This is a genomic window from Runella defluvii, from assembly GCF_014195535.1.
Taxonomy (GTDB): domain Bacteria; phylum Bacteroidota; class Bacteroidia; order Cytophagales; family Spirosomataceae; genus Runella; species Runella defluvii.
Map to the genome: position 1 here is coordinate 168,288 of NZ_JACIBY010000002.1, position 18,549 is coordinate 186,836.

At 44.0% G+C, this 18,549-nt stretch carries 11 protein-coding genes; 8 read left to right on the forward strand and 3 right to left on the reverse strand.

Features of this window, described 5'->3' with window-relative positions; translation table 11 throughout:
• Positions 1-11 precede the first annotated feature (11 nt).
• Complete coding sequence (locus tag FHS57_RS05510; protein WP_183971893.1) at positions 12-3,242, reverse strand: SusC/RagA family TonB-linked outer membrane protein; 3,231 nt, start codon at positions 3,240-3,242, stop codon at positions 12-14.
• Positions 3,243-3,839: 597 nt separating this feature from the next.
• Here FHS57_RS05510 and FHS57_RS05515 point away from each other — a divergent pair.
• Positions 3,840-4,589 carry an NUDIX hydrolase gene (locus tag FHS57_RS05515; RefSeq protein WP_183971894.1) on the forward strand — a complete coding sequence of 250 codons (750 nt, stop codon included), beginning with the start codon at positions 3,840-3,842 and terminating at the stop codon, positions 4,587-4,589.
• A 30-nt stretch (positions 4,590-4,619) separates the two neighbouring features.
• Here the strand turns inward: FHS57_RS05515 and FHS57_RS05520 are convergent, their stop codons facing one another.
• Positions 4,620-7,490, reverse strand: a complete 2,871-nt coding sequence (locus tag FHS57_RS05520; RefSeq protein WP_183971895.1) for a PQQ-dependent sugar dehydrogenase — start codon at positions 7,488-7,490, stop codon at positions 4,620-4,622.
• Between the two features lie 247 nt (positions 7,491-7,737).
• On the opposite strand from FHS57_RS05520, the gene FHS57_RS05525 reads away from it, so the two are divergent.
• From FHS57_RS05525 to FHS57_RS05545, 5 genes are all read left to right on the forward strand, one after another.
• Positions 7,738-8,424, forward strand: coding sequence for a response regulator (locus FHS57_RS05525; RefSeq protein ID WP_183971896.1), 687 nt, complete (start codon positions 7,738-7,740; stop codon positions 8,422-8,424).
• On the forward strand, positions 8,421-9,785 hold the full coding sequence (locus FHS57_RS05530; protein ID WP_183971897.1) for a sensor histidine kinase: 1,365 nt from the start codon (positions 8,421-8,423) through the stop codon (positions 9,783-9,785). Before FHS57_RS05525 ends, FHS57_RS05530 begins: the two co-directional genes overlap by 4 nt.
• A gap of 78 nt (positions 9,786-9,863) precedes the next feature.
• Entirely contained in the window at positions 9,864-12,368 is a 2,505-nt protein-coding gene (locus FHS57_RS05535; protein ID WP_183971898.1) for a YbcC family protein, read from the forward strand.
• Between the two features lie 19 nt (positions 12,369-12,387).
• Complete coding sequence (locus FHS57_RS05540; RefSeq protein WP_183971899.1) at positions 12,388-14,256, forward strand: proton-conducting transporter transmembrane domain-containing protein; 1,869 nt, start codon at positions 12,388-12,390, stop codon at positions 14,254-14,256.
• Positions 14,257-14,377: 121 nt separating this feature from the next.
• Positions 14,378-16,000 carry a SulP family inorganic anion transporter gene (locus tag FHS57_RS05545; RefSeq protein ID WP_183971900.1) on the forward strand — a complete coding sequence of 541 codons (1,623 nt, stop codon included), beginning with the start codon at positions 14,378-14,380 and terminating at the stop codon, positions 15,998-16,000.
• Between the two features lie 198 nt (positions 16,001-16,198).
• Here FHS57_RS05545 and FHS57_RS05550 read toward each other — a convergent pair whose 3' ends face one another.
• On the reverse strand, positions 16,199-17,179 hold the full coding sequence (locus tag FHS57_RS05550; protein WP_183971901.1) for an acyl-ACP desaturase: 981 nt from the start codon (positions 17,177-17,179) through the stop codon (positions 16,199-16,201).
• Between the two features lie 146 nt (positions 17,180-17,325).
• Between FHS57_RS05550 and FHS57_RS05555 the strand changes: the two genes are divergently transcribed.
• Positions 17,326-18,063: a lysophospholipid acyltransferase family protein gene (locus FHS57_RS05555; RefSeq protein ID WP_183971902.1), complete on the forward strand. Its 738-nt coding sequence runs from the start codon at positions 17,326-17,328 to the stop codon at positions 18,061-18,063.
• A 106-nt stretch (positions 18,064-18,169) separates the two neighbouring features.
• Positions 18,170-18,520 carry a hypothetical protein gene (locus tag FHS57_RS05560; protein ID WP_183971903.1) on the forward strand — a complete coding sequence of 117 codons (351 nt, stop codon included), beginning with the start codon at positions 18,170-18,172 and terminating at the stop codon, positions 18,518-18,520.
• Positions 18,521-18,549: the final 29 nt, after the last annotated feature.

Below are 18,549 nucleotides of genomic sequence, written 5' to 3' on the forward strand. Positions count from 1 at the left end.
TTGTTCATATGTTAAAATCCAACATTTATACCGAAAGTGAATTGACGAGTCATTGGGAAGTTTCCTAAATCCACCCCAAAGTTAGTATCCGCAGCACCAGCTACTTGAGGATCTAATCCGCCATATTTGGTAATTGTAAATAGGTTGTTGACAGCGGCATGAACACGAAGTCTGCTCAATCTTAATTTATTTGCCAATTCCATTGGGAAGTTATAGGCAAACGAAAGGTTCTGGAATCTTAAATAAGAACCGTCTTCTACGTAAAAGTCACTAGATTGAGAACCTGTACTGAAACCATCGTTTGCTTCAAAGATTGGAATGGTAGCACCAGTATTCTGTGGAGTCCAAGATTGTTTTACGCGCTCTGAGATGGCAGAACCTGCGAACAACGGATAGAAATCGGTAAATCTTTTTGAGATATTAAAGATTTTGTTTCCGATTGATGTGTAGAAGTACGACAATACTTCAAAGTTTTTGTAGGTAAGTCGGAAGTTCAAACCACCCGTAAACTTAGGCACTGGGCTACCCAAATACGTACGGTCGTCTGCGCTTATTTTTCCGTCTCCGTTTACATCAACATATCTGAAACGACCTACGCCAGCTCCATCTTGCGTTGGAGCATTCTTGATTTCTTCTTGGCTTTGGAAAAGTCCTTGTACTTTATATCCGTAGAAAGAAGAAAGAGAGTAACCCAATTGGTTACGAATAGGGTTTACACCTCTAAAGCCTGGGTTTACGTCTTGCAAATAAGTAAGACCGCCACCGATTTCGGTAATTTTGTTATCAAGGAAGCTACCCGTAACATCAAATTCGTAGCCTACTTTTCCTCCAAATTTACCGCGAGTAATCAACTGAATATCAATACCCTTGTTCACCATTGTCCCTACGTTAACCGAAGGAGGTGTAGCCCCACCCACTGTCTGCGTAATGGGCAAGCGGTACAACAAATCTTTGGTATCTTTTTGCCACAAATCGAAGATAACATCCAATTTCCCGTTAAGGAATGAACCATCAATACCCACGTTTTTGGTAATACTTGTTTCCCATCTTGCATCAGGGTTTCCGATGCGTGATTGTCTGAAACCTCCTACTACGCCACCGTTTGTACCGTTGATGTCGTACGATGAGTTTTCTACGCTTTGTGCATAAAGGTTGTATTGGTTGGCAGGAGCAACGTTATTTGAGTTACCCATCAAACCATATCCCCCACGAATTTTCAAATCAGTAACCCAAGAGAATTGTTTCATGAATGGCTCATCCGAAAGTCTCCATGCGGCAGATACCGCTGGGAATACCCCATATCGGGTGTTGGCACCAAATCGAGAAGAACCGTCACGGCGAAGTACCCCTGTAATGATGTATTTATCTTTCAAGTTGTAAATCGCTCTACCAAAATAAGAGTTAAATGTAATCCCGTTGTCTTTGGTACTGTTTGCTGGGTTCCTGATATCCAACGTAGAGATTGTAATGTAGTTTGGATCACCAGAGAATGGGTTACGGCCATCAGCGCGTAAATCTTTTCCAAAGCCCGTGTTAAGTGCTTCTTGTCCAACCAACAAATCCAAATTATGGATACCAAATTTCTTCTTGTAAGAAATTGTGTTCGTGAAAGTCCAGCCTAATCTAAATCCACCACTTTCGTTGTAAGACCAGTTAACACCTTTGTTTTCAAGGGTTTCATAAATTGGACGGCCATATCCCCAGCTATAGAAATTAGTAAAGTTTCCACCGATTGATGAGCGCAACGTCAAGTCTTTGATAGGATCAACTTCAATGTAGAAGTTACCAGATGCCAAAGCATTGTAGTTTTTGTTGAGCTTACCAGCCTGTTGGTTAGCAACAGGGTTTGAACCTTGTCCGAAACCTAGGGCAGTTGTACCCGCATATCCGCCAAATTCGTCATAAACAGGGATAATTGTAGGCGATCTGAATGCGCCCAAGATATCGTTTTCATCTTGTGACGACTGCAATCCTTCATTTCCTCCCTGACGACCTAAGATTTGAAGGAAAGTAAGTTGGATATTTTCACCAATTCGTACATTTTTGAAAACATCAAACTCTGTATTCACACGCATCGCATAACGCTTTGCACGCTGGCTTGGCAAAATACCTTGTTGGTCTTGCATTGACAAACCTACATAGAAACGAGAAGCATCTCCTCCACCTTCAAAACCTAAGCTATGTCTGCTGATTGTTCCTGTTTGGGTCAATGCTTTATACCAGTCTGTTCCTGCCTTATTCGCTTTGATAACTTGGTAAAAATCACCGATAGTTGGTCCAGTAATGTTATATTTTAACTTTTCTGCGGCCAAATCAACCGTTCCAATTACCCCACTTCTATTACCTACTTTAAGATAATCGGGCAATACTGGCGTTGGGCCTGAACCATACTGAGGGTGAGAAAGAGGCGAACCAGAGTTTTTAAGCGCCGTCCAAGTCCAATCTGCTTGGTCTTGTGGGTTCATCATTTTTTGTCCTTTACCTGGGTCAGTAAGACCATACACACCATCGTAAGTAACGCTCAGTTTTTTAGCTGATTTTTTACCTCTCTTAGTCGTATATACAATCACACCATTGGCCGCTCTTGCTCCATAGATTGACGCTGCCGACGCATCTTTCAATACTGTCGTTGATTCAATGTCTTCTGGGTTCAAGAAGTTTACGTTACCTACTGGATATCCGTCAACAATGATAAGCGGTTCGTTACCACCAAATGCACCAAAACCGCGAACCCGAATCTGGCTTCCTGATCCTGGTTGGCTGGTAGTTACAACCGTCAAACCTGCTACCCGACCTTGTAATTGTTGCTCAACACTTGAAGATGGCACCGTTGTAAGGTCTTTGGTTTTTACGGTAGAAATAGCCCCCGTTGACTCACGGCGCTTATCTACAGTATAACCAGTTACAACCACTTCAGTCAAAGCATTCGCTTCATCCTCAAGCTTGGCATTAATCATTGTTTGGTTTCCAACTGGAACTTCCTGCGATTTGTAACCAATCGCCGAAATAACTAATACAGGATTGGCACCTTTGACACTGATAGTAAAAGCGCCGTCGGCATCTGCTGACGTTCCCACGTTACTACCTTTCAACAACACCGTGGCGCCTGGAATAGGGCCATCTGAAGCCATTACTTTCCCCGATACTTTACGTTCTTGGGCGTGTGCTGGGTCGGGTGCAAGGAGGAGTAGGAACATCCATGCCACCACACACGTCAACAGTGAGTAGAACTTTGTTCTCATAAGAAAAAACTGATAGGTTAAAAAGTGAACAAAAAATATAAAAAAAATACAAATTTTCTAGACGCAAAAAAACACAAAAATACGCTACATACGTACACAGTTTATGTTTCAAAAATTGACAATAATGCGTGGGAAAGTGTGCAACACCCAAAAGCTACCTTTTGGGTTGCTTCTAGAAACGTACTCAGTAAATAGATAACGATTGTGTGGAGAAAAGCCTTACGGCTAACTAATAGGTACTAACAAACGAACAATTCTGCTAATCCAACTAAAAAGAGTTTATAAATGGCTATATACTTACAAAAAAATAAAAATCTTTGTTTTTGGCTAAATCACACACATTTGTACTAAGTATCTTTTTGATAATTAGTGCCTTTATTTTTCTTAATTTTAGTGATTGATACCCAGAGGAACGTATTTTTTGTTTCTAAAATGGATTATTCTAAGAAAGAAAAATGAGCGTCGTTGTTTGATTTAGAGTTTTGAAACGTTATTGTAAAGAATTCAGCTTACAGGTATATATCATTATGATACAAACTTATTGGGTTGACGTCGATATTCCAAATTTTTTCTTTTTTTTGTGCAAAAATTACGCGTATGCTTCCTAGCGAAAACATAAAAGATTTTTTAGACCAAGGTCCCGAATACCTCCCAAGTGTGTCGGTTGACTGCGTCATTTTTGGGTTTCACGAACAACAGCTAAAAGTGCTTTTACTCGAATTTAAAAAAACCAAAGCCCATGCCTTACCTGGTGGATTTGTGTTTAAAAATGAAAGCACCGCCGAGGCCGCCAAACGAATTTTGTGGGAACGTACAGGGGTAAAAGACATTTATTTGGAGCAATTTTACACGTTTGGTGAGCCCAATCGCGGCAACTGGGATGTCCACAAAGCGACCATGGCCTCCCACGGATTTGATTTAACGAAAGAGCACTGGTTATTGCAGCGGTTTATTACGATTGGCTATTATGCCTTGGTGGACTTTTCAAAAGTAAAACCCACCCCCGATATTTTTTCGGACGTGGGCGACTGGTACGATGTACACGATACTCCCCCCTTGATTTTAGACCATAATCGTATTGTTGCCAAAGCCCTCGAAACGTTACGACTCACCATCGACCATAAGTTGGTCGGATTCAACTTGCTTTCGGAGACATTTACCATGAACGAGTTACAGTCGTTGTACGAAACCGTGCTTGATAAGAAGTTGTTGCGGGCAAATTTTCAGCGTAAGATGCTGAACTTGGGAATTTTGGAACGGGTCAAAAAGAAGTTTACAGGCAAAGCCCATAAACCTCCTTTTGTGTACCGATTCAACGCCGAAGCGCTTGACAAACAAAATTCATAGGTAGCGTGAGAAATGCTTAACGATGAGGGGTTATTGGTTAGGTATTGCGTTTTGAAATTGAATCATAATGACCGACATCAGCATTTGATGGGGCATTGCGTCAGGATTTTTGAAGACAAAATACACATCTTGAAACCCTTCAGTGGGCTCAATTTTGGCTACAGCCTGTTGAGCACCTCGACGAATCATGGCACTCATATCAAAACCGCCTGCTCCTTGTGCTTGACGGCGTTGGGCATTGGCTCCACCCGCCGCAGTCGTGGCATTATTGGTGGCGGCAGGTGGTGGCCCCGTCACTGGGTCTTTTACCACAACTGGCGTAGATTTTCCAATTAGCTTCCCCGTAGGTGAGCCCAAACGCACTTCTATCGTTCCGCCTACTGCCCCTACGCGGGTGGTTGCTTGGGCCAAAACTTCGATTTGCTTGATACCCGTCAAATCGAGGTGGTTGTAGGCAATGTACGAATCCGTCCCAATGAGGTTAAACGACTTATTGGGCGTAATTAAAAGTTCAGAACCTTTGGTTTTGTCGGCCTTGGCAGGGTCGAGCGACGAATTGCGTAAATGAACAATGTCTTCTGACATCAACGGTGAAAGCAGCTTTGTGCCCCTATCGGTGTAAGCAGCCCGTAATACATAGCTACCACGGCCATTTTCTCCTTTGGGAACGGCTGGTGTGTGCGCTCCTTTGGTCGCAAACGATGGAGCTTGTAGCGGTTTTTCGCCTAAACTCATGATATAATTCACCATCGTTGTGGCATCATTTGGCGAAATTTGTGGGTGCGCACTCATGGCGTGATCTCCCCATACGCCTCCCCCACCCGATATAACTTTCTGGGCCAACTTCTCTACGGCAGCCGCATCGCCTTTGTATTTTTGGGCAATGTCACGGTAGCTTGGCCCCACCGATTTTTTATCCACAATATGGCACGACTTACAATCGCTGGCGTTCATCAGTTTATAACCTGTGTTAAATCGAACCGACGCGTCGGTGGTATGGTAGTTGGCTGCTATTTCCACGGGGTCAAAAGTGTCTGGCATATAATCCAGATTTACCGCTACTTGATTGGGGGAAATCTTTCCGTTTTCCAAGCTACCATCCTCTTTATCATTAACCTTTACTTGGTATTCGATGGGTTCGTTGGGAAAGAAAAACGATTTATTGCCTTTTGTTACTTCAAACACCACTTCTGGGGCTTCGTTTCCAGCCTTGATTTCAATCGAACGGGTATTTTTTGCTCCTTTGGCATCCGTCACCGTCAAGGTCGCTTTGTACGTACCAGGCTTGTCAAACGTAACGGTAGGATTAGCTTCAGTTAGGGTTTTCAATACGCCCGCTTTTGAAGTAATTTTCCATTCGTAGTTGAGTTTATCATTGTCGGCATCTTTGGTACCTTCGGATGAGAACGCTACTTTGAATGGTACCGCGCCTGCTTTGCGGTCGGCAGCTGCCTGAACAACGGGCGTGCGGTTTCCTGCGTTGTACTGTACTTTTACTAGCCGTGCGTTGTCATTTCCTCTAAACCAAGCACTTCCGTATTCGAGTACGTACAAATCTCCGTCGGGGCTAAAGTCCATATCGATGGCGCTGCTGAAGTTTTCGCTGGGCATAAAACGCTCCATTGATTTATAGTCGCCTTTTTCGTCCATCGTAATCGCCATAATCCAGCCGCGCATGAAGTCAACCGCGAGCCATTTTCCTTCGTAATAATCGGGGAAAGGACGGGGCGCATTTTTGAAATCAGCCTTGCGAAATACAGGCCCACCCGTGGCACTTCGTCCCGAGCTACCTACCAGCGGAAATTCGGGCGAGTTGGCATAAGGATACCAAATAAATGCTTTTTGGGCAGGTGGCAACTCACGTAAACCCGTGTTGTTGGGCGAGTCGTTGATGGGTTTGGCTGGATCAAATTTTGAATCGGCTTTCAGTTTATTAGTTTCAAAATCCCAATCACCATATACTTTATTATCTCCAATAAAATAGGGCCAGCCGAAGAATCCTGGCCCTTTGGCTTGGTTGAGTTCATCGTAACCACGCGGCCCACGTTCCGAGTCTTTGGAGGCATCGGGGCCTACTTCTCCCCAATACAAAAAGCCCGTTTTACTATCGAGCGTTGGACGCCAAGGGTTGCGGTGTCCCATTGTATAAATCTCGGGACGGGCCTGAGGGGTACCTTTGGGAAACAAATTACCTTCTGGAATCGTATATTTTCCGTCGGCTTGCGGTTTAATTCTTAGGATTTTTCCGCGAAAATCGTTGGTACTAGCCGCGCCTCGTTGGTCATCCCAAGTACTTTGGTTGGGGCGTTCATCAATGGGCGCATAGCCATCAGAATTGCTATTGCTTGTGTTATTTCCTGTCGTTAAGTATAAATTCCCAGCTTTGTCAAACACCATTCCCCCACCCGTATGGCAGCATTCTTCGCGCTGCGTAGGTACTTCCAACACTATCTTTTTAGACGCCTCCACCAGTTCATTACCTTTCAATTCCCAGCGCGCCAACACGTGTTTTTTCTCACTAGGATCAGCATAATACATGTAAATCCAGTTGTTTTTGGCATAATTTGGGTCGGCAATCAGCCCCATTAACCCTTCTTCTGCCTCACGTACTTGTCCTTGTCGATTGGTATATTTGGTATTGACAGGAATCGTAGCCAAGACACTCACTTCCTTTGTTTTAGGGTCATACGCTTTTAAATTCCCTTTTCGCTCCACAAACAAAATCCGCTTGTCGGGCAGAAACGTTATTTCCATTGGCTCGTCGAGCTTTTCGGTCAGTACGCTTTTGGTGAAACGATTTTCGTCGGGAGGAGTAGGCTGTTGAGCTTGTGAAGTGATGACAACGGCACTCGCAATCAACCCCACGGCAGAGAGACGGGATAGGTAGGAAAGTTGCTTCATTGAAAAAGGTTAGTCTTATAATTATTTTTATAGAAAGTTGAACTTATACCATCAAATATACTTTTCATTCTTTGTATCAACGGGGTACAATAGATAAAAAACACTAAGTTGCCGACGAGTGGCGTTTTATTACCGAAGAATACGAATTAAATCCTAGTTAAAATCATTGAGGATATTTCAATAAAAAAATACTTATCTTTAACATTGAGCATCAATCAAGTGAGTAATTCCACGCAATACATTGTCTATGAAAGTTTTAGTCGTTGAAGATGAGCCTAAGCTCGCAGGGTTTATCAAGAAAGGTCTTGAGGAACAGTCTTGGGAAGTAGAAGTAGCGTATGATGGACAAGTAGGCAGCAGTTTTGCCTTGTCAAATCATTATGATGTGATTGTGCTCGACGTCAACTTACCCAAAATAAACGGGTTTGAGCTCGCTGCTTTGTTGCGCAAAGAAAACGTAACGACCCCCATTTTGATGCTCACGGCACTTGGCACGCTCAAAGACAAAATAAGTGGGTTTGATTCAGGAGCTGATGATTATTTGGTAAAACCATTTGAATTTCAAGAACTTATTGTTCGGCTGAGGGCACTTCAAAAACGTACCAGCGACCATAAGCAAACGCAAAATGTACTGCGAATTGCTGATTTGGAATTAGACCTCAATGAGCGAATAGCCCGCCGAGCTGGAAGCCGCATTGAATTGACGGCCAAGGAATTTGGCCTGTTGGAATACTTGATGCGTAACCGAGGAAGGGTGGTTTCGCGAGTGGACATTGCGGAGAAAGTTTGGGATATTCATTTCGATACGGGCACCAATACAATAGACGTGTATGTGAATTTCCTCCGCAAAAAAGTAGATAAAAATTTCCCTGCAAAACTTATTCATACCGTGGTAGGAATGGGTTATATCATGAAAGAACCAAAAGAATCATGAACATCCGTCTGAGGCTGACCCTTCTTTTTGCCATATTGGTAGCCTCCATTATGCTTGTGTTTTCGTTGTCGGTCTATTATTTGTACGACCAATTTCGAGAACAAGAATTTAACAAACGACTCCAAGAAAAAGCAAAAACAACAGTTCGCCTCTTGGAAGATGTCAGTGGAATCACTGAACCTTTGCTCCATGCCATCGACCGTAATAACCTTACGGCCATGCACAAAGAAGAGGTGACTATTTACGACGTCCAGAATAAAATTATTTATGACAGCGGCAAAGAGCCCTTTCCAGTAAGCCCCGCAGTACTGCAAAGCATCCGAGATGGCAAGTCGTTTAGAGAGCAGGAGGGCGAAAAAGAAATCATTGGAATACGCTACATTGACCGACGCAAAGAGGTACTCGTCGTTATCGCCTATGCCGTTGATTTATATGGATTTAGCAAACTAGAACGACTCCGAAGTATCCTCGTAACGGGTTGGGCCATCAGTTTGTTTGTGGTACTATTTTCTGGATGGTTGTTTGCAGGCGATGCCCTTCGGCCCGTTTCCGAAATTATAGAACAAGTAAAAAATATCTCGGCCCGTAACATCCATGAGCGGCTTACGATTGGTCGAGAAAAAGATGAGTTGGCACAATTGGCCATTACTTTCAACGAACTCCTAAGCCGCTTAGAAATTGCTTTCACTTCCCAGCGTAGTTTTGTCTCGCACGCTTCCCACGAATTACGAACCCCTTTGGCAATTATGATGGGACAATTGGGCGTGTCGCTCATGCAGGAACGAACGGCAGAAGCCTACCGCGAGACCATCAAAGAAACGATTGAAGAAGTAAAAAAAATGCGGGATTTGGTCAACGGTTTGTTAGAACTCGCCCGCCTCAACGACGACTCTTCTCAGTTTTTTGTGCATCCCCTGCGGGTGGATGAGCTCCTTTGGCAAGCGCGCGAAATATTACTGACCCACATGCCCAACTACAACGTTCACATTGAGTTTGACCAGTTTCCCGAAGAAGAAGAAGCCTTAGAAATTGAAGGAGATGCGTCTTTACTGCAAACTGCGTTTATGAATTTGATGGGAAATGGTTGTAAATATTCCCAAGATAATCGGGTAAACGTAACGCTTTATATTCAAGAAAAAGCAATACGGATTGTCTTTGTTGATCGCGGAGTAGGAATAGCTGAAAAAGACCTCCCCCATATTTTTGAGCCCTTTTACCGCGCCGAAGCTACCCAATCCATCAAAGGGCACGGCGTGGGTCTTGCCTTAACAGAGCGCATCATCAAACTACACAAAGGCGATATTCGGGTGCGTTCGCAACTGGGTGTCGGCACGCATTTTATTGTTACACTGCCTTTTTAATCTTGTTTTAATAGGCAATTAACCTGCTTTTAATCGAAGAAAGGGAGCTTTGTGAGACATAAACGCTACCTCCTTTGTATGAAAGCCAAAACGCATCATCCCCTCTTCGATGAGCATGAAGTCCTTCACGAACTAAAACACTTTTTGCCAGCCCAAGCTCCGCTCAAAGATTTTATCCACCACAATACACTTCACGCATTTCAGCACCAGAATTTTTATCAAGCATTGAGAAATGCGTCGGCATTTTTTGGATATAAAGTAACGCTGACGCTGGACGAATACCGTGAACGGTATAGGCAAAATCGCATTAGCGAGGAAGTCCTTGAACGGGTTATTGCAGAAAGAAAAGGAAAAGAAGAAGTAGGTGTTTGGAAACGCAAAGCCCTCACAGGCAACTACGACCCCACCATTTCGGGAAGAATTGGACTTCTCCGCGACAACTGGAAAAAACAGTACCGCATCGACTTAGACTTGCTGGTACACCCGCTTTTCTTTCGGGTGGTTTGTAGTTATTTAGACCAAGGTATTTCGATTTGGGGGTTTCCAGTGGCACACAAAGGATTCCTTTCGTCGATACGCGAAATGGAACGGAATACGTTCGCCAGTTTTTTTAAAGCAGAACGGGCGAAAAAATTGCTCTTCAACGAAAACTGTCAAATCAGCGATTTGTTGAAGTTGCTTATCGGTGATGAATCATTGTACAAACAATACCTCTACGACCTACAGTTTGCCCACCAAGGATGGTCGGGAATCGTGTCGGTCTTGGAAGATCAGCCCCAACTGTTGCTTGACCGCAAAAAAATCAGCCTTAGGGAATTGATTATCTTTGAGTTACTACTAGAAATAGACGCACTCGACGACAAGTATCAGGGTAACTGGGCACCCTTAGCATCTCGCTTAGAAACTCCCCCAACCCCGATTTTTGCCAAAGTACCCTACACTGAATTTCACGAAGTGATTGAGATTTGGCAAGAGGCGTTTGAGTGGAGTTTTTACGACCAAGTGCTGGCAGGAATGAAGCAGGGCACTTCGCCCACCAACGTTCCTGCGTCTAAGACGTTTCAGGCAATGTTTTGTATGGATGACCGGGAGTGCTCTATTCGCCGTTATGTAGAGCAACACGACCCTCATTGTCAGACGTTTGGCACCCCTGGCTTTTTTGGCGTTGAGTTTTATTACAAACCCAAACACGCCAATTCGATTACCAAACAGTGCCCCGCGCCAGTTACGCCCACTTATTTGATAAAAGAGCTAACCAACGAAAAGGAAAAGCGTGAACGTGACCTCCATTTTACCAAATATTCACATACGCTTTTGCGGGGTTGGCTGATTTCACAAACGTTGGGTTTTTGGTCGGCACTACGTTTGGCGCTTACGATTTTTAAACCTTCTTTGAGCCCCGCCACCAGTTCTTCGTTCAAGCACATGGACGAATTTTCGGAGTTAACCATTGAAAACACCAACCCTGACGAAAAAGAAAATGGGTTGCAAATTGGGTTTACGATTGAGGAAATGGCCACTCGGGTCGAAAACCTGCTGCGTAGCATTGGCTTGGTCGAGCAGTTTGCCCCGCTGGTGTATGCCGTAGGACACGGCTCCACGAGCGTCAACAATACGCACTATGCAGGATACGACTGCGGCGCGTGTTCGGGACGGCCAGGGTCGGTCAATGCACGCGTTATTAGCTACATGGCCAACCACCCTAAAGTGCGTTTGTTGCTGCGAGAAAGGGGCATTGATATTCCCGAAACGACTCAGTTTTTAGGAGCATTGCACGATACCACCCGCGACGAAATTGCTTTTTACGATACCACGTCGCTTTCGGCAACCAATGCAGCTTTGCACCAACAAAACGAAGCGAATTTTAACAAAGCCTTGGATTTCAACGCCAAAGAACGCTCGCGTCGTTTTGAGTCGATTGATTCTCACTTGCCCGTTGAAAAAGTACACGAAAAAATCCGCCGTCGCTCGGTTTCTTTATTTGAACCACGTCCCGAGCTCAACCACGCCACCAATGCCCTTTGTATTGTTGGGCGTCGTGATATTTCTAAGCACTTGTTTCTCGACCGTCGTTCGTTTATGAATTCGTTCGACTACCGCGTTGACCCAGAAGGCAATTACCTAACGACCATTCTCAACGCGGTGGCTCCCGTAGCAGGAGGTATCAATTTGGAATATTATTTTTCACGGGTTGACAACCAAAAACTAGGTGCAGGAACCAAACTTGCCCACAACGTAATGGGGCTGTTTGGGGTGGCCAACGGTATCGACGGTGACTTACGCCCAGGACTTCCGAGCCAAATGATTGAAGTCCATGATCCAGTTCGGCTCATGGTGATTGTGGAGCATTTTCCATCGGTAGTACTGCGCTCTATCCAGAAATCGGCCGCTACCTATGAATGGTTCATGAACCAGTGGATTCATTTAATAGTGGTAGAACCTACAACTCAAGCCTTCTATCTTTTCAAGAACGGCGAATTTGTCGAATATCACCCTATCAAACAAGCCATAGAAGTGGTACAAAATGTCCCCTCCTTGGTCGAAGCCCACGAGGAAAACCTCCCCATTTACCTTCTTCAGTAGTCGATAAACCATTATTTTCATGACATCCATCCTTCATTTTTTCATACTAATTCCGCTTTTAGGCTTTCTAGTTAGTTTGTTATTGCCTCCCAAAAACGAAGTCGTCATTTCGCGTTCGGCTATCTTCACGGTGGGGCTTCAGCTGCTAACCGCCGTTGTTTTTTGTGCCTACTGGCTCTTTCAACACACCCCAACGATTGAAGTCAAAGACTTTTCGCTCTTTAGTTCGCCAGGCTATGAGTTTTTTATTACCTTTTATTTTGACGGTATCACCGCCGTTTATCTGTTGGTAGGTGCATTTTTATCATTTTTAGTGACCATTTATAGCCGTGCGTATCTCCACCGCGAAGCAGGTTACAAACGCTTTTTCAATACCATCCTCTTTTTTTATTTAGGGTACAACGTCGTCATTTTCTCGGGCAACTTCGAGACGCTGTTTGTCGGCTGGGAAATTTTAGGAATTTCTTCCTTTCTATTAATTGCCTTCTATCGCGACCGTTATCTGCCCGTTAAAAACGCCATTAAAGTGTTTTCTGTCTATCGTATTGGCGATTTAGGGCTTATTTTGGCGATGTGGGCAAGTCACCATTTGTGGCACGAGAACATTACATTTCTCAAATTAAGCAACCACGAATTGGTACACGAACACCTCCAAAACCACAGTTGGGTAGGCATTTTTATTTCGTTGATGATCTTGTTGGCAGCAGCGGCCAAATCAGCCCAATTGCCCTTTTCGGCTTGGTTGCCCCGTGCCATGGAAGGCCCCACTCCCTCTAGTGCTATTTTTTACGGTTCGTTGTCGGTACATTTTGGCGCATTTTTGTTGTTACGCACTTTCCCCTTTTGGGAAGAACAAACTTCCGTTCGGATTTTGATTGCACTTTTGGGAATCATCACCAGTGCCATTGCTACGCCCATTGCTCGGGTACAGTCGTCGGTCAAGAGCCAAATAGCTTACGCCTCTATTGCCCAGATTGGACTGATTTTCGTTGAAATTGCGGCGGGGCTTGAAGTAATTGCCCTCATTCACTTTGCTGGAAACGCCTTTTTACGCACCTATCAGCTGTTGGTCTCCCCTTCGGTAGTGAGTTATTTGATTCGCGAACAGTTTTACAATTACGTGCCACGCCAACATACGTTTGAAGACTCTCTTCCTAAAAAGTTGGAATATACCGTGTATTTGTTAAGCCTCAAAGAATGGAATCTCGACTCGTTTATGAACCACATTGTGTGGAAACCACTCCGCCGCGTAGGTCGTAAACTAGACTTTTTGACCCACAATCGTCTGCTTATGCTGTTTGTGCCTACCTTTTTATTGGCACTTATTGCCTATAATTTTCAAGACAAACTTTCGGCCCAAAGCCACGTATACTTCCCGATTTTGTTCGCCTCCATTGGGTTGTTGATGGTATTAAAATCTTATTCGGAGCGCAAAAGCCCACAAATGAGCTGGTTGTTACTGATTATGAACCACTTTTGGGTAGCCTTAGCGATTTCATTCAATGAGCACTTTACGCTTGAAGAAGTACTTTTCTACCTCAGTGGTGTCGTGATTGCGGGCGCGGTCGGTTATGCTTGCTTGCGGCGGCTCAAGCTGCTCGAACCCAAGGTGGATTTAAACCAATTTGCGGGGCACGTATATGAGCATCCCAAGCTGACTTTGGTGTTTTTGCTGGCCGCGATGGGGCTCATGGGTTTTCCTATTACGCCCACGTTTATTGGCGAAGACTTGGTGTTTAGTCACATCCACGAAGACCAGATTGTGCTTGCGTTTTTATGTTCCATTGGTTTCGTCTTTGAGGGGATTGCGATTGTACGCATTTACGGGCGTGTCTTCCTTGGCCCACACACCAAACATTACCACGAAACAGCCTATCGTTCTTCGTAAAAAACGGTTTTAACGCGTTTTTAATACCGCCTTAACTCCCCTTTAATTCGACTGTAAGACTTTTGCCAACAGTTAATCGTCTCCTTTTCACTATTATTTCTCAAGTTAATAAACAAGACTTATGAAATCGAAGAATAACATTTTTGACAGTCTTCAAGCGCATTGGGCAAAAGATTTATTGTCAGGTTTTTTGGTGTCTTTGATTGCCCTACCATTGTGTTTGGGTATCGCAGGTGCCAGTAATTTCCCACCAATCATGGGCGTAATGACCGCCATTGTTGGAGGGATTGTGGTGGCGTTTTTTGCGGGTTCAGAATTGACCATCAAAGGCCCCGCCGCAGGTCTGATTGTCATTGTTGCAGGTGCGGTTGAGGAACTAGGAAAAGGAGACAACGAAGTAGGCTGGAAACTAGCACTGGGTGTAGTGGTTGTAGCAGGGTTAATCCAAATCGTGTTGGGGTTATTGAAAGTAGCCAAGCTCGCCGATTTTTTCCCTCTTTCGGCCGTCCACGGAATGCTCGCCGCCATTGGTATCATTATCATGTCGAAGCAGTTGCACTTGGCCGTAGGCATTGCCCCTTCAGAAATGAAAGGTAAAGAGCCGCTTGAGTTGCTCGAAATGGTCCCTCATAGCCTCATGCACATGGAATACCACATCGCCATCATTGGCGGTATCAGCTTGTTGATTTTGTTTGGTTGGCCTTATCTTCAAATCAAGGCTCTCAAAAAAGTCCCACCAGCATTGGTAGTACTGATTGTAGGGGTATTGTTAGGTCAATATTTTCACTTAACAGAACCTTCTTACAAAAACCTAAAACCGTTGGTAAACCCTGGTGATTTCTCGATTAACCTCAACGCCGACTTTTCGGTACTTACCAACAGCGAGCTACTTCCTATCTTTTTGAAATACCTTTTGATGTTTGTATTGATTGGTTCATTAGAATCACTTTTGACGGGCCGTGCCATTGATTTGATTGACCCTGAAAAACGGAAGTCAGATTTAAGCAGAGACCTTACAGCGGTAGGTATCGGTAACACAATATCAGGTCTTTTGGGTGGTTTGCCTATGATTTCGGAAGTAGCCCGTAGTTCGGCCAATATCAACAACGGCGCCAAAAGTCGCTGGGCCAACTTCTTCCACGGCATTTTCTTGTTGTTGTTTGTAGTAATGCTCGTTCCCGTAATCAAAATGGTGCCCGTTGCTTCTTTGGCCGCAATGTTGATTTTTGTAGGCTTCCGTTTGGCTTCTCCCAAAGAGTTTGCGCACGTCTATCACATTGGTAAAGAGCAATTAACCATTTTCTTGATTACCATTATCGCCACCATCGCTACCGACTTGTTAGTGGGTATTGCGGCGGGTATTTTGACCAAATTTATTATTCAGTTGGCTTTTGGAGTACAGATTAAAGATATAATTAAGTCTCGTTTTGAATTAACAGAGCAAGAGTTAGGCGTGTATCACCTTAGCGTCAAAAATGCAGCGGTGTTTGCCAATTATCTCAAACTCAAAGCACAATTAGCGAAAGTACCGCAAGGAAGTTCATTGATTATTGACTTCTCAAAGGCAGCGTACGTTGACCACACAGTAGCCGACAACCTGAATAATTTTAGAAGAGAGTTTGAGGCCGCAGGAGGAGTGTTGTCGCTCAAAGGATTGGATTTGCACGAAAGTTTATCGGAGCATCCATTGGCAGCGCGTCGTTTGCCCAAGCATTTGCGCAAAACGCTTGTAGAAATGGCTTAATGTTTAATAAACAATAAGTTTAGTTAAGTTAGTATATTTTAGAGTGAAAAAGGGAGGTTTTACCTCCCTTTTTCATTGGTTTACGAGTGCTTGCGCACCGTTATTTGTTATCTGTTATTTGTTAACCGTGTAGTTAGCTCTAAGTTACTGAGATTTAGCACAATTAACAGCTAACGGTTAGTTAACAATTAACCATGTTTAGGCCGAAATCCAGCTAAAATTATACGCTAACTCAGGTACTTTTGTGCGGTCAGCCACGCGTCGAAGCCGCGCAGGAAGTGCCATGAGGTAGTCGCGCGCGCGTTCGCCAGCATCATTAAGATCAGGCACTTTGTCGATTTTCCATTCATCCAAAAGCGATTCCATAATTTCGATGTAATCGTGGGTTGTATAAACACCCAACCGCTGGGCGGCATCCGAATAATGGCTAAATGTCTCGCTAAGTTTGACCCCCGTTTCACGCAAGAAGTGCGCAGGCATGACAATTTTTTTGCGCATCATGTCTTCAAACGCCAACATCATTTCTGAAGAATCGACTTCAAAAATGCGGTTTACAAACGACTTGTATGCCTTGGCATGGCGCATCTCGTCGGCGGCAATTACGCCACACATTTTAGAAAGCAAATGATTACCGCATTGTTTGGCCAACGTAGCCGTGCGTCGGTGCGATATGTTGGTCGCTAGTTCTTGAAACGAAGTATAAATGAAGTTACGGTAAGGATCCGTTCCTGTTTCAATATCGAAGCCATCCGAAATCAAATACTGCGTAGAAACTTCCATGGCGCGCATATTGACACGCCCCGACAAGTACAAATATTTGTTGAGAAGATCCCCGTGGCGATTTTCTTCGGCGGTCCAGGCCCGTACCCATTTTGTCCAGCTTTGTTCAGGCTCTTGCTGGTTAATTCCTTCAACGGTCATCAACCACGACTCATACGTGGGCAATGCCTCTTCGGTGATGGTATCACCTACCAATACAGCAATATAATCGTACGATAATTCGCGAGCAGCCTCTTGAAGAAGCTTTACTTCGGTAAAAAAGCTCTCTTTGGTCGAATCAGGCAAAAAATCCGCAGGCTGCCACAAAGTCTCGACAGGCTTCAGAAATTCGTCGTAGATGGAATCAATCTTTTGACCGATAAACTTCATTACCTCTATCCGAGTGGAGGGAAGTTGCATAAAACTAAGATTATGAAATAAGTGTCTGAGAAAATTTCCCGAAGGTAGCAAGAATTTTAGGAAAGTTGGTGAGATGTTGGCCTTGGGTTGCTAAAACGGGCAAATGTTTGCGTAATTTTGGCGCTCAAAATCCCCGTTAGCGTGGCATGAAAAAAATAATCGATTACGTTTTAGGTAGCCTTTACCTGTTGTACTTTGGGTTAGTTCTAGTGATTTTCCACCCCATTCAGATGGTATGTTTTCATTTGTTTGGGCGACGTGTTCATCAAAAATCGGTACACGTACTGAATGGTTTTTTGTTGCATGGGCTTTATATTTTAGGAACGCGTTTGGGGTTTAAGGCAAAAGCTACGTTACCCACCGACCGCCCCGTTATTTTTATTGCCAATCACCAAAGTATGTTCGACATCGTCGGAATGATTTGGTATTTACGCCAGAACTTCCCCCTGTTTGTGTCAAAAAAGGAGTTGGCAAAAGGCATCCCTAGTATTTCGTATAACCTTCAGAAAAGCGGCGCAGCCCTCATCGACCGCCAAGATGGGAAGCAAGCCATTATGGAAATAGCGCGATTGGCTAAGTTGATTGAAGAAACGAAATTTTCGGCGGCTATTTTTCCAGAGGGTACTCGCTCAAGAACTGGCGTGCTAAAAGCCTTTGCCACAGGAGGCGTAGCTATTCTGGTAAAGAAAGCACCCAACGCACTCGTTGTACCCATCGCCATAAAAAATACGGGAAAATTGAACCCAAAAGGCATTTTTCCGCTTAGTAGCTTTGAAAGTCTCTCGTGGACGGTGCTTGAGCCCATCGAACCCAAAGGAAAAACAATAGATGAGATTGTTGAATTGGCCAAATCAAGTATTGAGAACGAATTAAAAAACGGCTAAATCGTCCATCAGATACTGCTTTGTGAAGAGCATAATTTGTGAGTATCATTTTATTTATAATTAAATTAGTATAAATTTCGGGAGTATTCAACCATTCAAAGGCGCTGTGAATTACTATAGAACCCTTGTGTTGGCCTTTTTTAGTGTCATGATTTGTTTCATGGCAGTGGTCAAACCTTTGGTTAATTCTCCCAAAAAAAATAACCTTACTGAGCAACAAGAACAGCAAGAAACCTCTTGCCCTGAATCATCTGACGAAGAAGGCTGTAAAGAAACAGCCAAAGAAAATATTGAAGAAAATGCCGAATGGAACGACGAATTTTGGACTCCTTCCGTCGTAGGCTTTTCCATTTCATTACCTTCAAAAGCATCGAGCAGTTTTTTATATTTGGTTCATTTCTCCGAACACGTAGCTGCCATTAGCCTCCCCCCTCCCGAGTTTTTCCCTTCTGTTTAATTTTTTTATTTCTTGCTTTCGCTCATGGG

What these genes read in the sequence shown, in the direction of transcription:
- FHS57_RS05510 (WP_183971893.1), bottom strand. Translation starts at nt 3,242, where the DNA reads ATGAGAACAAAGTTCTACTCACTGTTGACGTGTGTGGTGGCATGGATG.
- FHS57_RS05515 (WP_183971894.1), top strand. Translation starts at nt 3,840, where the DNA reads ATGCTTCCTAGCGAAAACATAAAAGATTTTTTAGACCAAGGTCCCGAA.
- FHS57_RS05520 (WP_183971895.1), bottom strand. Translation starts at nt 7,490, where the DNA reads ATGAAGCAACTTTCCTACCTATCCCGTCTCTCTGCCGTGGGGTTGATT.
- FHS57_RS05525 (WP_183971896.1), top strand. Translation starts at nt 7,738, where the DNA reads ATGAAAGTTTTAGTCGTTGAAGATGAGCCTAAGCTCGCAGGGTTTATC.
- FHS57_RS05530 (WP_183971897.1), top strand. Translation starts at nt 8,421, where the DNA reads ATGAACATCCGTCTGAGGCTGACCCTTCTTTTTGCCATATTGGTAGCC.
- FHS57_RS05535 (WP_183971898.1), top strand. Translation starts at nt 9,864, where the DNA reads ATGAAAGCCAAAACGCATCATCCCCTCTTCGATGAGCATGAAGTCCTT.
- FHS57_RS05540 (WP_183971899.1), top strand. Translation starts at nt 12,388, where the DNA reads ATGACATCCATCCTTCATTTTTTCATACTAATTCCGCTTTTAGGCTTT.
- FHS57_RS05545 (WP_183971900.1), top strand. Translation starts at nt 14,378, where the DNA reads ATGAAATCGAAGAATAACATTTTTGACAGTCTTCAAGCGCATTGGGCA.
- FHS57_RS05550 (WP_183971901.1), bottom strand. Translation starts at nt 17,179, where the DNA reads ATGCAACTTCCCTCCACTCGGATAGAGGTAATGAAGTTTATCGGTCAA.
- FHS57_RS05555 (WP_183971902.1), top strand. Translation starts at nt 17,326, where the DNA reads ATGAAAAAAATAATCGATTACGTTTTAGGTAGCCTTTACCTGTTGTAC.